The sequence below is a fragment of the Bradyrhizobium sp. LVM 105 genome (assembly GCF_003957705.1).
Lineage (GTDB): Bacteria > Pseudomonadota > Alphaproteobacteria > Rhizobiales > Xanthobacteraceae > Bradyrhizobium > Bradyrhizobium frederickii.
On record NZ_QZMV01000015.1, the window covers coordinates 154755 to 168237 of the forward strand.

General features: G+C 65.3%; 16 protein-coding genes. 7 read left to right on the plus strand and 9 right to left on the minus strand.

The window, feature by feature from the left end:
• Positions 1-94: 94 nt before the first annotated feature.
• From D6B98_RS31400 to D6B98_RS31420, 5 genes are all read left to right on the plus strand, one after another.
• A complete protein-coding gene (locus D6B98_RS31400) occupies positions 95-877 on the plus strand; it encodes a MotA/TolQ/ExbB proton channel family protein (protein WP_126260889.1) in 783 nt (260 codons plus the stop codon).
• A complete protein-coding gene (locus tag D6B98_RS31405) occupies positions 874-1560 on the plus strand; it encodes a DUF2135 domain-containing protein (RefSeq protein ID WP_126260890.1) in 687 nt (228 codons plus the stop codon). Before D6B98_RS31400 ends, D6B98_RS31405 begins: the two co-directional genes overlap by 4 nt.
• Positions 1553-2158, plus strand: coding sequence for a hypothetical protein (locus D6B98_RS31410; protein ID WP_126260891.1), 606 nt, complete (start codon positions 1553-1555; stop codon positions 2156-2158). The genes D6B98_RS31405 and D6B98_RS31410 overlap by 8 nt, the downstream gene beginning before the upstream one ends.
• A gap of 115 nt (positions 2159-2273) precedes the next feature.
• Positions 2274-3014 carry a metallophosphoesterase family protein gene (locus D6B98_RS31415; RefSeq protein WP_126260892.1) on the plus strand — a complete coding sequence of 247 codons (741 nt, stop codon included), beginning with the start codon at positions 2274-2276 and terminating at the stop codon, positions 3012-3014.
• Between the two features lie 5 nt (positions 3015-3019).
• Positions 3020-4459: a bifunctional serine/threonine-protein kinase/universal stress protein gene (locus D6B98_RS31420; RefSeq protein ID WP_126260893.1), complete on the plus strand. Its 1440-nt coding sequence runs from the start codon at positions 3020-3022 to the stop codon at positions 4457-4459.
• 26 nt (positions 4460-4485) lie between these two features.
• On the opposite strand, the gene D6B98_RS31425 is transcribed toward D6B98_RS31420, so the two are convergent.
• From D6B98_RS31425 to rpe, 5 genes are all read right to left on the minus strand, one after another.
• Positions 4486-4674: a hypothetical protein gene (locus D6B98_RS31425; RefSeq protein WP_126260894.1), complete on the minus strand. Its 189-nt coding sequence runs from the start codon at positions 4672-4674 to the stop codon at positions 4486-4488.
• Positions 4675-4702: 28 nt separating this feature from the next.
• Positions 4703-4876 carry a hypothetical protein gene (locus D6B98_RS40200; protein WP_164718990.1) on the minus strand — a complete coding sequence of 58 codons (174 nt, stop codon included), beginning with the start codon at positions 4874-4876 and terminating at the stop codon, positions 4703-4705.
• Positions 4877-4881: 5 nt separating this feature from the next.
• Positions 4882-5025 carry a hypothetical protein gene (locus D6B98_RS40205; protein WP_164718991.1) on the minus strand — a complete coding sequence of 48 codons (144 nt, stop codon included), beginning with the start codon at positions 5023-5025 and terminating at the stop codon, positions 4882-4884.
• A 91-nt stretch (positions 5026-5116) separates the two neighbouring features.
• The gene (locus D6B98_RS31430) at positions 5117-5677 is read right to left on the minus strand and encodes a hypothetical protein (RefSeq protein ID WP_245481502.1); all 561 of its coding nucleotides are present in this window, start codon (positions 5675-5677) and stop codon (positions 5117-5119) included.
• A gap of 87 nt (positions 5678-5764) precedes the next feature.
• Positions 5765-6466, minus strand: coding sequence for a ribulose-phosphate 3-epimerase (gene rpe / locus D6B98_RS31435; protein ID WP_126260896.1), 702 nt, complete (start codon positions 6464-6466; stop codon positions 5765-5767).
• A 250-nt stretch (positions 6467-6716) separates the two neighbouring features.
• On the opposite strand from rpe, the gene D6B98_RS31440 reads away from it, so the two are divergent.
• Positions 6717-7499 (plus strand): EF-hand domain-containing protein, encoded by a 783-nt coding sequence (locus tag D6B98_RS31440; RefSeq protein ID WP_126260897.1) that lies wholly within the window; start codon positions 6717-6719, stop codon positions 7497-7499.
• Between the two features lie 12 nt (positions 7500-7511).
• Here D6B98_RS31440 and D6B98_RS31445 read toward each other — a convergent pair whose 3' ends face one another.
• Genes D6B98_RS31445 through D6B98_RS31455 form a run of 3 tightly spaced genes read right to left on the minus strand, consistent with a single transcriptional unit; the run spans position 7512 to position 11636 of the window.
• Positions 7512-7724, minus strand: coding sequence for a KTSC domain-containing protein (locus tag D6B98_RS31445; protein WP_126260898.1), 213 nt, complete (start codon positions 7722-7724; stop codon positions 7512-7514).
• Between the two features lie 51 nt (positions 7725-7775).
• The gene (locus tag D6B98_RS31450; protein WP_126260899.1) at positions 7776-8771 is read right to left on the minus strand and encodes a P1 family peptidase; all 996 of its coding nucleotides are present in this window, start codon (positions 8769-8771) and stop codon (positions 7776-7778) included.
• Positions 8772-8828: 57 nt separating this feature from the next.
• The gene (locus D6B98_RS31455; protein WP_126260900.1) at positions 8829-11636 is read right to left on the minus strand and encodes a PAS domain S-box protein; all 2808 of its coding nucleotides are present in this window, start codon (positions 11634-11636) and stop codon (positions 8829-8831) included.
• 236 nt (positions 11637-11872) lie between these two features.
• On the opposite strand from D6B98_RS31455, the gene D6B98_RS31460 reads away from it, so the two are divergent.
• Positions 11873-12259 (plus strand): response regulator, encoded by a 387-nt coding sequence (locus tag D6B98_RS31460; protein WP_164718992.1) that lies wholly within the window; start codon positions 11873-11875, stop codon positions 12257-12259.
• An 83-nt stretch (positions 12260-12342) separates the two neighbouring features.
• Here D6B98_RS31460 and D6B98_RS31465 read toward each other — a convergent pair whose 3' ends face one another.
• Complete coding sequence (locus D6B98_RS31465; protein WP_126260901.1) at positions 12343-13461, minus strand: branched-chain amino acid ABC transporter substrate-binding protein; 1119 nt, start codon at positions 13459-13461, stop codon at positions 12343-12345.
• Between the last annotated feature and the right edge of the window lie 22 nt (positions 13462-13483).

Genomic DNA, 13483 nt, shown 5'->3' on the forward strand with positions numbered 1-13483 from the left:
TGGGCATGGGTCTTTGGACCTGATACGGCCGCTTTGATCTAATCGGGTGGAAATCTTGATGGGCCAATCGTTGCGGCCCGAGGAGCGTTGCAGCATGAGTTCGATGACGATTGGACCGATCGCGTCGGCCGCGACCGACCCGTCCGAGCGCAGCGCGCTGCTGTTCTGGATGATCTTCACCGGGCTCTCGATCTTCGCCGTCGTGCTGCTGTGGCGGTTCGGTTTGATCCATCTGATGCTGACCTCTGACCGCACCTACATCTCCAGCGTCATCGCGCTGCTCTACGTCGTCACCTGCGGCCATTGCTTCCTGCGCACGCGGGCGATCGCGCGAGAGGGCGCGGCGGCGCGGCGTTGCCGGGCGGCGCTCGCGGCCCCCGATGGCGGCAAGGTGCTCGATGCGCGTGCGGCGGCGTTGCCGCGCGGGCTGGTGCGGGATCACATCGAAAGCCTGGTGACCAAGGCCGCGGCGCAGGATTATCGCCCGGTGGATCAGACGCTGCTGCTGCGAACGCTCGCCGATCGGCTGCGCGGCTCCAACGGGTTCGGCGCCTTCGTCTCGGACACGCTGATGAAGCTCGGCCTGCTCGGCACTATCATCGGCTTCATCATCATGCTGGCACCGATCGCGGGGCTCGATGCCGCCGACAAGGTCGCGATGCGCTCCTCGATGGGGCTGATGAGCGACGGCATGGCGGTCGCGATGTACACGACGCTCGCCGGCCTCGTCGGCTCGATCCTGGTCCGCATCCAGTATTACATGCTGGATGCGGCGACCCAGCGCGTGTTCTCGGATGCGGTGGTGCTGACCGAGACCTATGTGACGCCGGTGCTCGAGCGCAAGGGCGCGGCAATCAAGGGCGCCACCCCGCCATGATGGATGATTTCGGTCTCTATCCGCGCGAGGAGCCGTTCGACCCCCTGGGCGTGATGCTGTTCAAGGCGCTCCAGGTGATCGCGTTCCTGTTCTTCCTGGCGCTGCTCGCGGTCTCTCCGGACGCCAAGGAAGGCAAGATCGACTCCAAGGCCGAGTTCATGATCACGCTGGACTGGCCGGACAATCACCCCGACGATCTCGACCTGTTCGTGCAGGATCCCGCCGGCAACATCGCCTGGTACCGCCACCGCGAGGCCGGCTTCCTCACCCTCGACCGCGACGACCGCGGCGGGGCCAACGACTTCATCATGGTCGCCGGCAAGAAGATCGCCTCGCCGATCCGCGAGGAGATCGTCACGGTGCGCGGCATCCTCGCCGGCGAATACACCGTCAACATCTCGCATTTCGTGGCGACGACCGGTGAGCCCGTGACGGCCAGCGTGAAGGTGCAGAAGCTCAATCCGACGGCGCAGGTGGTGTTCGACAACAAGTTCACGCTTGATCACACCGGCGACGAGAAGACCGCGGTCCGGTTCCGGATCGATGACGAGGGCAAGGTCGTCAACGTGGACCAGCGGCCGAAATCGCTGCTGGAGACGTTCCGCAGCGGCTGGCGCAACGGCGCCGATCTCGACCCGCGGACAGGAGTGAGCAGGAATCCTATGAGGATACGCCGTGACTGATCTGCAGACAGTCATCCTGACGCTGTCGGTCGCCTACGCCGTGATCGGCGCGCTGCTGCTGGTCGTGCTGGTCTATGCACGCCTGCACTGGTCGCTGAAGGCGGTCGCGGTGATCGTGACCAGCGCCTTCTATGTCGTCAGCTTCACCGAGATGCGCGGGCTGCTCGGCTGGGCCAGTTCCGACCGGCTGCCGGCGACCTTCAAGCTGCTGAAGGCCCGCATCGTCGAGCCGCATTCGCTTCAGGGCGATCCCGGCTCGATCTATCTCTGGGTCGAGCAGCTCGACGAGGACAATCGCCCGAGCGGCATCCCGCGGGCCTTCCGCGTGCCCTACAACGACAGGCTCGCCGACAAGACCCATGCCGCGGAGAACGAGATCGCGCTCGGACATCCGCAAGGCGGCCGCGCCGCCGATTTCGGCGGCGGCGATGGAAGCATCATCGACATGGTCCGCGAATATGTGACGCCCAAGACGATCTTGGAGACGACCGGCGGCGATTCCTCGACCGGCGAGTTCATCGCTCCGCCGGCCGGTGCGCAAGGCGCCGTGTTCACCCCGCTGCCGCCGCCCCGAATGCCCCCGAAGGACGAGCAATAGGCTCGTCACCATCGCCCGCAGGGCGCTGGTAATCCGCGCGGCGCTGGCGCATCTTCTTGACCTCCCTCAATTTGGCCCTGTCGGCCTTCAATAAGAATTCGAGGGTGGAGGGTGTGTGCTCCTAGCTGTCTTTTCGGATATCCATGGCAACAGGCAGGCCTTCGAGGCCTGCCTGAAGGTCGCCCGTGCGAAGGGCGCGGAGCAATTCGTCCTGCTCGGCGATTTCGTCGGCTATGGCGCCGATCCGGAATGGGTTGTGGATACCGCGATGGAGCTCGTTGCCCAAGGTGCTGTCGCCGTGCGCGGCAATCACGACCAGGCGGTCAATTCCTCCGCAGAGACGATGAACGCCGAGGCGCAGGTCGCGATCGAATGGACCCGCGGCCGGCTCGACACCGCGCAGCGGCGGTTCCTGACCGAATTGCCGATGCTGGTCGAGGACGGCGATCGGCTCTTTGTGCATTCGGAAGCCTCACACCCCCAGCGCTGGCACTATGTCCGCTCGACGGTGGAGGCCGCCAAGAGCCTGATCGCGACACCGGCCCATGTCACGTTCTGCGGCCATGTTCATCGTCCCGCGCTCTATTCGATGTCGGTGACGGCGAAGATGACGAGCTTCGTGCCGAAGACCGACGTCCCGGTGCAGCTCTTGCGCGGACGGCAATGGCTCGCCGTGCTCGGCTCGGTCGGCCAGCCCCGCGACGGCGATCCGTCGGCAGCTTTCGTCTTGTTCGACACCGAATCGTGCCAGATCACCTATTGCCGCGCGCCCTATGACGTCGCGACCGCGGCGGGCAGAATTCGCGACAACGGTCTGCCGCATTGGCTCGCCGACCGGCTCTCGCAGGGGCGCTGAAGGCAATGCCGAAGCCTCTGGTCAAATCCGGCGCGGTGATCGATGGCTACACCATCGGCGAATGCGTTCATGCCGGCGGCATGGCAACGCTGTGGACCGTCACCCATCCCGGCATCGACGTGCCGCTGCTGATGAAGATCCCGCGGGTCTCGGAGGGCGAGGACCCCGCCGCGATCGTCTCCTTCGAGATGGAGATGATGATCCTGCCGCGGCTTGCGGGCCCGCACGTCCCCACCTGTTTCGGCACCGGCGATTTCGCGCACCAGGCCTATGTCGTGATCGAGCGCATCGGTGGCGCCACGCTCTACAAGCGGCTGCCCGACCTGCCGCTGCCCTATGACGAAGCGCGGCAGCTCGTCGCCAGGATCGCGAGCGCGCTGGCCGATCTACACCGGCAGAACGTGATCCATCACGACATCAAGCCGAGCAGCATCATGTTCCGCGAGAGCGGCGAGGCCGTGCTGATTGATTACGGCCTGTCGCACCACAACCACCTGCCGGATCTGTTGCAGGCGGAGTTCCGCCTGCCTTACGGCACCGCGCCCTACATGGCGCCCGAGCGGCTGTCGGGCGTGCGCGACGATCCGCGTAGCGATCTGTTTTCGCTCGGCGTGCTGCTGTATTTCTTCACCACCGGCGAGCGGCCGTTCGGCGAGGGCGAGACACTGCGCGCGATGCGGCGCCGGCTGTGGCGCGATCCGTATCCGCCGCGCAAGCTCCGCCCCGACTATCCGGCCTGGCTCCAGGAGGTGGTGCTGCGGTGTCTCGAGATCGAGCCGGTGTGGCGCTATCCGACGGCGTCCCAGCTCGCCTTCGATCTCACCCATCCCGACCAGGTCAAGCTCACCACGCGCTCGGAGCGGGTCAAACGCGACCCGCTCAGCGTCGCCTGGCGTCGCCGGTTCAATCTGGGCGTCATGGCCCCGCGCGCGAAATCGGATGTCGCCGCCCAGATCGCATCGAGCCCGATCCTCGCCGTCGCGCTCGACACGGTGGAAGGCGCACCGGAGCTCAACGAGGCGCTGCGCGTGACCACCGAGCGCATCCTCGCGACCCTGCCGTCAGCGCGGCTCGCCTGCGTCAACGTGCTCAAGCTGAGCCGGATCGCGGTCGACCGTACCTTGGACGAGCAGGGGTCCAACAAGCATATCGACCGCCTGGTCGCGCTCCGGCATTGGGCGATGCCGCTCAAATTGGATGAGAGCCGGATGACGGCCCATGTGCTGGAGGCGGTCGATCCCGCCGCCGCGATCCTGGAATTCGCCGAGGTCAACCAGGTCGACCACGTCATCATCGGAGCGCGGCAAGACTCATTCAGGCGCACGCTGCTCGGCAGCGTATCGGCCAAGGTCGCTTCGGAAGCCAGGTGCACCGTCACGGTGGTGCGGCCGCCGCGGATGGCTGGCGATGCCGGCGAGTCCGATGCCGGCGAAGCACCGGCATAGGCCGCCTGCCGACTTGAACGGGCGGATCAGGCGTGGGCGGACTGAGCGAGCCGCTTGCGGCGGATCGGCCAGGAGAATTGCGGGCCGGGCTCGCCGTGATCCGCGCTGCCGCCGAAATACTGAATGATCTCGCGGCAGGGCTCGCAATTGAACAGGTTACGCGACGCGGATGCCTTGGTCATTTCCTTCAGGCAGTTCGGGCAGTGCGGTTTCATGGGTAAGTCCGAAAAAAAAGTGTCAGTGTCAGTGCTGCGAGGCCAGCGAATGATCGAGGTCCGTCGTGTCGAGCCTGACGTCGCCGTCCATCGCCCCAGCGGGGCGCTCGAGGCGGCCGAAGAAATAATCAAGGCCCGGATGTGGGCGGCGCGGGATCCGGCACCTGCGCTTCGGCTGGCGCTTCACGAGTGTGATCTGCATGGCGCTCAATCCCGACGACGATGAAGCTGGATGACGCGGGCAGGGGTCTTGGCCTTCACCGGTCGCGCCACATGCAGGCTGCGGGCCGCAATCGCCGCATTGAACGCCAACCACAACGCTACGCCAGTCCAGAGCAGGATCGCCGTCATGATGTCCTCCCGTCAAAAGCAGGCAGGAATCACTTGCGGTGATTTGCGCGAATCAGTGAAGTCCGGATGAGTACGGATCAAGACTGCAATTTTAGGCATTGCGCGTCGCAACACCCGTAAAAGCCGCGACTTTTTTTCCGTGCTGTCGCATCGCGCCCGTGCGCGCACCTTCGAGGATCTCCCGTATGCGCGGCGCTTCTCGAAGACAGCGAAATCCGTAGCGTCCAGTATAGTCGGTATCGGGCGAGCGGGTCGACCTTCCCGACGCGAAATTGAGGTGACCGGCGCCACGGCCGATGTCGAGGATTTCGAAATCCGGGTCCATCGCCTGGAATGGCGTTTGGCTCACCGTCCGTCTGCCCCAGGCCGTTCGCAAGATGAGCGCTCGGCGATCGGTAATGAGATAGAGCGTCTGCAGGTCCTGAAGCAGCATCACCAGCGGGGCCGCAACCATCGCAACGCCGAGCATCGCGAGAGGCTCGGCCGCGCCGCGGATCCAATCGAAGTCGATGGCGATCACGGTCAGCAACAGCCAGGGAAATCCGATCCACCAAAGATACCGCCACATCATCATGTGGGCGACGCCGTCGGGCTGGCCCTGCCAGATCACCCGCTCTCCGTCCTGCAGGGATTCGGCGCGCAGGCGTTCCAAGCCTGCGGAAAACGGGGTGGCGCGAATTCCATTCATAGCCTTTGGTCGCGGCGGCGGTGGCGCCGGTTCGGGCCCCGCGAATGGTTCTCAGATGGCTTCGCCACGGGCCCCCAACGCCGCATTGCGGATCGCGGCGATGTTGGCTTTGTAGGCATCCTGCGTGCCGCCCCGGAATACGGATGTGCCGGCGACGAAGGCGTTGGCGCCGGCCGCAGCGAGCGCGCTGGCGACGTCGGGGCCGACCCCGCCATCGACCTCGATGTCGATCGGGCGTCCCGCCGTCATCGCGCGGATGTCGCGGATCTTTCCGATCGCGGAGGGAATGAAGGCCTGGCCGCCGAAGCCGGGATTGACCGACATCACCAGCACGAGGTCGACGAGATCGAGCACGTATTCGAGCGCGCTGACCGGCGTGCCTGGATTGAGCGAGACCCCGGCCTTCTTGCCGAGCGCGCGGATCGCCTGCAGGGAGCGGTGCAGATGGGGACCGGCCTCCGCATGCACGGTGATGTGGTCGCAGCCGGCTTTCGCAAAGGCCTCGAGATAGGGGTCACACGGCGAGATCATCAGATGCGCGTCGAACACCTTCTTGGTGTGCGGGCGCATCGCCTTGATGATGTCGGGGCCGTAGGAAATGTTGGGAACGAAGTGACCGTCCATCACGTCGAGATGGATCCAGTCGGCGCCGGCGGCGTCCACGGCGCGCACCTCCTCGCCGAGCCTGGAGAAATCCGAAGCCAGAATCGAGGGCGCGATGGCCAGGGGGCGGGGGGCGAAGGCTTGGGTCATGGCGGTTTCCCGTGGCGGCCGTGAAAGATGGGCCTCGCCTAACATGGGCCTCCATGGCGGGCAATGCAGGGCAGGCGTGCTTGCTGTGGGCGGAAAATTCTGCCGCGACCGGCACGAATTGCCGGTGTTCCCCGGCCGTCCAAGGCGCGGCGGAGCCGGATTTCATTGACCTTTTTGCGCTGGCACGACGCTTGCTGACATCGCCTGCAGAACATTGGCCGCGGCATGCCGCATCGGTTGGAGTTGTGCAATGTTGTTTGCCCTTGGGGCCGTCGGGGCCGTATCGAGTGCGCTCGACGCGATTCAGTCGCTGACGAACTCGAAATCGTCCTCCTCGACGCATAAGACGGGATCGGCGCAGAGCGCGACCAATCCGTTCGCGATCGACAGCGGCAGCAGCAACACGACCAGCGGCGCGACCTCGTCGGTCAACTCGGGCAATTGCGCGCAGATTTCGCCGGAAACGATGAGCGCGCTGATCGCCGCGCAGAGCCAATCGTCCGACGGCAGCAGCGTGGCGACCTCGACTTCGTCGACCTCGACGTCGAAAGGCCGGGATGCTGCGCTCAAGGATCTGTTCTCGCAGATCGATGCGGATGGCGACGGCAGCATCACCAAGTCCGAGTTCGAGGACGCGCTGGGCGCAGGCGGGACCAACCTCGCGCAGGCCGACGACGTGTTCTCCAAGCTGGATGCGAACTCCGACGGCGACGTCAGTCTCGACGAGATGTCGAAGGCCCTGAAGAGCGGTCACCACGGCCACCATCAGGCGCAAGGTGCCGGCGGCTCGGGCGATGGATCGGATTCCTCGTCGAAGTCCAGCGGCGGATCGACCTCGACGACGACGACCGCTGCCGACGGCTCGACCACCACCACCGTCACCTATGCCGACGGCTTCAAGATGTCGACGACGGTGCCGGGCGCCTCCAGCGCCCGCAATTCGGCCTATGATCTGTTCGCGCAGTTGATGCAGCAGCAAGGCGGCCAGGGCTCTTCGGCGGCGGCCGGTTCGTCGATGTCGATGAGCGTCTGACCGGCATCCGGATCAGCCGGCATATTCGTTCGTGATGTCACGATAGACATAGCGGTCACGGATTACGTGGTTGAAGAACGCGCCCTTTGAGCGCGCGTCCCGGAACGCTGCGGCGACCTCGGGCGGAACGTCCTCGTAGACATAGAGACGACCGCTGACGAAAGTCACCTCCAGCTCCCGCGTGTCGGGCGCATAGCGGAAGAACCGGACCACGTAAGACGGCATGGCAGTACACCTGGGAGCCGCCAGGGTAACGCCGTATCAGCCGTTTCGTTTCTAGCCGAATCTGTCCTTCCACGCCGGCTGCGCCCCCGGGAACGGCAGCGCGATCGCGCTGTACACGGCGCGGCCGATCGCGCGCGCGACCACGTTGGCGGCGACGGTGCCGAGCTCGGTGAGGCCGACCAGCGGCTCGATCGGCTTCTCGCCGGTCGCCGCCGCGAACAGCACGTCGCCATCGGTCGGTGCGTGCACCGGATAGATGGCGCGGGCGAAGCCGGTGTGCGCGATCATCGCCAGCCGCTTGGCCTGGGGTTTGGTCAGCACCGCGTCGGTGACGACCGCGCCGATCGTGGTGTTTTCCCGCGCGCTCGCCGCCGGACCGCCCTTGATGCGCATGCGGAGCATGTCGTCGGTGAACGTGTCGGGCAGGCCGCGGCCGCCGAATTCGCCGCCGATCTCGAACGGCGCCGCCCAGAACCACGGCCCGTCACCGACGGTAACGCTGCCCACCGCGTTGACGGCGACGATCGCGGCGACCTTCACGCCATCAGGTGTCACCGCCGAAGCCGAGCCGAGCCCGCCCTTGAACGTCGCGGTGGTGGCCCCGAGGCCAGCGCCGACGCTGCCGAGCGCGAAGTCGGTGCCGGCGGCAGCGGCCGCGGCGTAGCCGAGGTCGCGATAGGGCGAGAAGCGTCCCCAGGCCTTGTCACCGCCGTTGAGCAGATCGAACAGGATCGCGCCCGGCACGATCGGGATCAGGGCTTCGCGAACCCTGAAGCCGCGCCCCTGCTCGGCGAGCCAGGCCTGGACGCCGCCGCCGGCATCGAGACCGAAGGCGGAACCGCCGGACAGCGCGATCGCATCGACCCGCTCGACGGTGTTGGCGAGATCGAGCAGGGCGTCCTCGCGCGTGCCGGGACCGCCGCCGCGCACGTCGATCGCCGCGACCGCGGGGGAATCGAAGATGATCGCGGTGGTGCCGGTGGCGACTTTGGCATCCTCGGCATGGCCGACGCGGACCCCTGCAATGTCGGTGAGCAGATTCTTCAAGGTGGCCTCGTGCGCTGAAAGGAGCTCGCCTTGCGATAGCGCACGGATGCCGCAGGCTCAACTCGCCAGTGCCGTCCTGAGCATCTTGGCGAGTTCGGTCTTGCGGTAGGGCTTCGCCAGCAGCAGCACGCCGGAATCGAGCCGGCCGTGATGGACGATGGCATTCTCGGTATAGCCCGATGTGAAAAGCGTCTTCAGATCGGGGCGGCGGCGGACCGCTTCGTCGGCCAGCTGACGGCCGTTCATGTTGCCCGGCATGATGATGTCGGTGAAGAGCAGGTCGATGGTCTTGTCGTTGTCGAGGATGGTCAGGGCCTCGGCGCCGTTGGCGGCCTCGAGCGCGGTATAGCCGAGGCTCTTGACCTGGGTCACCACATATTGCCGCACCAGCGCATCGTCCTCGACGATCAGGATCTTCTCGTTGCCGCCGGTGACGGGCGCATTCTGCAGCGCCTCGAACTCGCTCTCCTGCACGCCGCTCGAGCGCGGCAGGTAGATCTTCACGCTCGTGCCATGGCCTTGCTCGCTGTAGATCTTGATGTGGCCGCCGGACTGCTTGACGAAGCCGAACACCATGCTCAAGCCCAGCCCGGTGCCCTTGCCGACCTCCTTGGTGGTGAAGAAGGGATCGAACACGCGGTCGATCAGCTCCGGCGGGATTCCGGAACCGGTGTCGCTGACCGCGATCATCACGTAATTGCCGGCGGCGACGTCGGGGTTCATGCTGGCATAGCCGTCGTCGAGGAAGATGTTGCGGGTCTCCAGCACCAGCGTGCCGCCCTCGGGCATGGCGTCACGGGCGTTCAGCGCGAGATTGAGGATCGCGGTGGACAATTGGCCGGGATCGACCAGCGTCGGCCAGGCATCTTCGGTGAGCTGCGGCACGATGGTGATCTGCTCGCCCAGGGTGGGGTGCAGTAGCTTGGCGGCTTCGAGCGCCAGCGCGTTGACGTCGATCTCGCGGGGCTGGAGCGGCTGCTTGCGGGCGAAGGCCAGCAGATGCTTGGTCAGCTGCGCGCCGCGCTCGGCGGCATCGTCGATCAGCTTGGTGATCGCAGCCAGCTCGGGGCGGTCGGCGACCGCGTCGGCCAGGATGCCGATCGTGCCGGTGATGACGGTCAGCACGTTGTTGAAATCGTGGGCGACACCGCCGGTCAACTGGCCGATGGAGTCCATCTTCTGGACGTGCCGGAACTGGGCTTCGGCGGCCTGCTTCTCCGTGAGATCCCGGCCGATGAAGAAATGGCGCTTCACGGGCTCGGACCAGGTGCCCATCCAGTTCAGCGTGACCTCGTGACCGTCGTAATGATAGTAGCGCGCCTCGAAGCTGCGCTTGACCGCGCCGCGCCGCGCCGCCCGCATCTCCTCCCGCGTCTTCTCGAGGTCGTCAGGATGGATGAACTCGGTCGCGCTGTGCCCGATCATGTCTTCCGGGTTGAAGCCGAGGATGTTCTTCACGCTCGGGCTGACCTGGACGAAATTGCCGAAACCGTCGGTGACCAGGATCAGGTCCTGCGAGGTCTCGAAGATGCGCTGGCGCTCCTCGGTCTCGCGGCGCAGCTTCTCGCGCGCCTCTTTCTCCTCCGTGATGTCATGGGCGATCTTGGAGGCGCCGATGATCTCTCCGTGGTCCGATCTCAATGGCGAAACATTCAGGACGACGTCGAGCGGGCGGCCATCTTTCCGAATCCGCACCGTCTCGTGCTGGGCGATCGACTCGTTGCTGGCGATCCGGTTGAGGATGCTCCTGACTTCGTGCTTGCGGTCCGGCGGCACGATGATGTCGATCGACCGTCCGACGGCCTCCGCGGCGGAATAGCCGAACAGATGCTCGGCGGCCTTGTTCCAGCCGGTGATGATGCCGTCCAGCGTCTTGGTGATGATGGCATCGTTGGAGGATTCGACGACGGCGCCGTACAGCGCGAGGCGCTTGCCGTAGTAGTCGCGTTCCGAGGCCGATTGCTGGCGCAGCCTGCCGACGAGGCCGACGGTGTGCACCTGAAGGCGGACGTTCTCGATCAGCAGCACCGCGAGCACGAAGCTCGACGCGCAGAGGCCGTAGAGACGGCCGGCGTAGAAACCGAGATCGAAGCGCGCGACGTTGACGATCGCGGACAGCGCGACGTCGAACAGCCATGCGCACATCACGACCATGAGCCAGACGTCGATCACCGAATGCGGGCGGCGGAACCACAGCGAAACGAGCGCGGCGAAGCTCAGCGACCACACGAAGGACACGACCCCGATCATGGTCGCCGTGTAACGGCCGTCGCGGAGCAGAACCGGCAGCAGATCGTGCTGGGCGGTGACGATCCAGGTAAAGGCACCGATGGCCGCGACGACGCCGAGCGCGATGGCGCAGATCGCGGTGCTGGTCGGACCCTGGATCCTGGGGCCGCCGTCCTTTTCCTTCTGCCAGGCATAGCCGAGCACGAACAGCGGGAAGACGCCGTGCCAGATCATGTAGAGCCAGACGGTGGTCTGGCTGCCCGCGCCAAACAGCCCGGTCGGGGTGAATAGGCCGGGGAAGGTGAGGGCGTGGACCAGCGCCGCCGCGGCGGTGAAGAGATAGCCGGTCGACAGCCACAGCAGCGCACGGGTCCGCAACACCGAAAACTGCGATAGCAGCAGCACTGCCGTGATGATGTCGCTCACGGCCAGGGCTGATTGATAACTCGCGACGAAGGCCGGGACCGGCGGCAGTGGGATACCTGCGAACGGAACGGCCGATGCGAACAGGATCGACGAGATGCCGACGATCCACAATGCCGCGGTCCGATCGGTTGACGTGGCCGGCAGAGTAGAAAGAAATGTGCTTCGGTCGATCGCAGGCGCGTTCATCTCGTGCAGACCCGTTTTGAGCATCTCCGCAGTTCCAAGATCGGGCAGTCTTGACCTCCACGGTAGCCCGTTCCGGGCACGGGTCGTGAACTGATGCAGCGACGACTCAACCGAAGGTTACAGTTTACTTAATGGGGGTGGGAACGCGGAATAGGGATCGGGTAAGATGCGCTTTACTGCGCGGTGTCATAATGCCCTGCCACGGTGCCGGGTTCCAGGTTTGAATCATACGATTTGATCGATCTGCGGGAGTTGTTCCCATGCCTCGCGTTCTCATCATCGACGACCAGAAGGACGTGCGCGCGATGGTCGCGATCGTGCTACGGGTCAACCATTACGAGGTTGCCGAGGCCGACAGCGGCGCGGCCGGGCTGAAAACCTTCGCGGAAGGCCGCTTTGACGCAGCGATTGTCGATATTTTCCTTGGCGATACCAGCGGGATCGACGTCATCGCGGCCCTGCGCGAGCGTGCGCCGGGGATCCCCATCGTCGCGGTGTCCGGAATGACGGCGCTGGACTTCATGGAAGCGTCGCCCCACCTCGCCAACGTGATCTGCCTGCAAAAGCCGTTTCGGCCGAACGATCTCCTGCAAGCGCTTCGGAAGGCCCAGACTGCGGCCGCCGGCGAGCTGCCCGCAGCCGTCTGATCCTGCCGCAAAAACAAAAACGCCCCGGGCAAGCCGGGGCGTTGGTGAGGATTGCATGCGAGGTTTGAGCCTCGGAGCCGCGTTCAGGTGCCGCTGCCCGTGATCTGGGCGTAGCCGCCCTTGGCGTCCCACTTGTAGACGACGTAATCGAGCAGCTTGATGTCACCCTTGGCGTCATACTCGATCGGCCCGATCACGGTGTCCCACTTGCCGGCCTTCATTGCTTCCATGACCTTCTTGGCGTCGGTGGTGCCGGCCTTCTTGGCCGCCTGCGACCACACCTGCATCGCCGCGTAGGTGTAGAGGGTGTAGCCCTCCGGATCGATGTTCTTGGCCTTGAAAGCCTCGACGATCTTCTTCGCGGTCGGCTTGTTGCGCGGATCGGGGCCGAAGGTGAACAGCGTGCCTTCGCCGGCCGGGCCGGTGATGGAGGCGTACTCCTTGTCGGCGAGCGCGTCGCCGGCCATCAGCACGGTCTTGAGGCCCTGGTCGCGCATCTGACGCAGGATCAGGCCGCTCTCCTGATGGTAACCGCCGACATAGACGAGGTCGATGTTGTCGCGCTTCAAGCGCGAGACGATCGCGTTGAAGTCCTTGTCGCCCTTGTTGTAGGACTCATACATCTTCTCGGTGACGCCGGCCTTGTTGAGCGCCTTCTTGGTCTCGTCCGCAAGACCCTTGCCGTAGGTGGTCTTGTCGTTGAGGATCGCGATGTTCTTGCCCTTGTAGTTCTTGGCGATGTACTGCGCCGCGATCAGGCCCTGCTGATCGTCACGGCCGCAGACGCGCGCCACGTTCCAGAGCTTGCGCTCGGTGAAGAGCGGGTTGGTCGAGGCCGGCGTGATCTGGAGCACGTTGCCGTCGGCATAAGCTTCAGAAGCCGGGATCGACGACGACGAGCAATAGTGCCCGGCCACGAACGGGATTTTCGCGCCGGCGATCTTTTCGGCGATCGAGCGCGCCTGCTTCGGGTCGCAAGCGTCGTCCTCGACGGAAAGCGCGAGCTTCTTGCCGTTGACGCCGCCGGCGGCGTTGATATCGGCCACGGCCATTTCGGCGCCGTTCTTCATCTGGCGGCCGAAGGCGGACTCGCCGCCGGTCATCGGACCTGCGACTGCGATGGTGACATCCTGCGCGAACGCCGCGCTCGACAGCGCGATCGATACGCCGAATGCCAGACCGATGAGCTTCAGTGATTTCATGAGATACCTCGCGGGTGGTCGC

Coding starts and splice junctions, on each gene's coding strand:
- D6B98_RS31425 (WP_126260894.1), bottom strand. CDS start 4,674: ATGAAACCGCACTGCCCGAACTGCCTGAAGGAAATGACCAAGGCATCC.
- D6B98_RS31440 (WP_126260897.1), top strand. CDS start 6,717: ATGTTGTTTGCCCTTGGGGCCGTCGGGGCCGTATCGAGTGCGCTCGAC.
- D6B98_RS40205 (WP_164718991.1), bottom strand. CDS start 5,025: ATGACGGCGATCCTGCTCTGGACTGGCGTAGCGTTGTGGTTGGCGTTC.
- D6B98_RS31420 (WP_126260893.1), top strand. CDS start 3,020: ATGCCGAAGCCTCTGGTCAAATCCGGCGCGGTGATCGATGGCTACACC.
- D6B98_RS31405 (WP_126260890.1), top strand. CDS start 874: ATGATGGATGATTTCGGTCTCTATCCGCGCGAGGAGCCGTTCGACCCC.
- D6B98_RS31455 (WP_126260900.1), bottom strand. CDS start 11,636: ATGCTCAAAACGGGTCTGCACGAGATGAACGCGCCTGCGATCGACCGA.
- D6B98_RS31400 (WP_126260889.1), top strand. CDS start 95: ATGAGTTCGATGACGATTGGACCGATCGCGTCGGCCGCGACCGACCCG.
- D6B98_RS31445 (WP_126260898.1), bottom strand. CDS start 7,724: ATGCCGTCTTACGTGGTCCGGTTCTTCCGCTATGCGCCCGACACGCGG.
- D6B98_RS31465 (WP_126260901.1), bottom strand. CDS start 13,461: ATGAAATCACTGAAGCTCATCGGTCTGGCATTCGGCGTATCGATCGCG.
- D6B98_RS31460 (WP_164718992.1), top strand. CDS start 11,873: ATGCCTCGCGTTCTCATCATCGACGACCAGAAGGACGTGCGCGCGATG.
- rpe (WP_126260896.1), bottom strand. CDS start 6,466: ATGACCCAAGCCTTCGCCCCCCGCCCCCTGGCCATCGCGCCCTCGATT.
- D6B98_RS40200 (WP_164718990.1), bottom strand. CDS start 4,876: ATGCAGATCACACTCGTGAAGCGCCAGCCGAAGCGCAGGTGCCGGATC.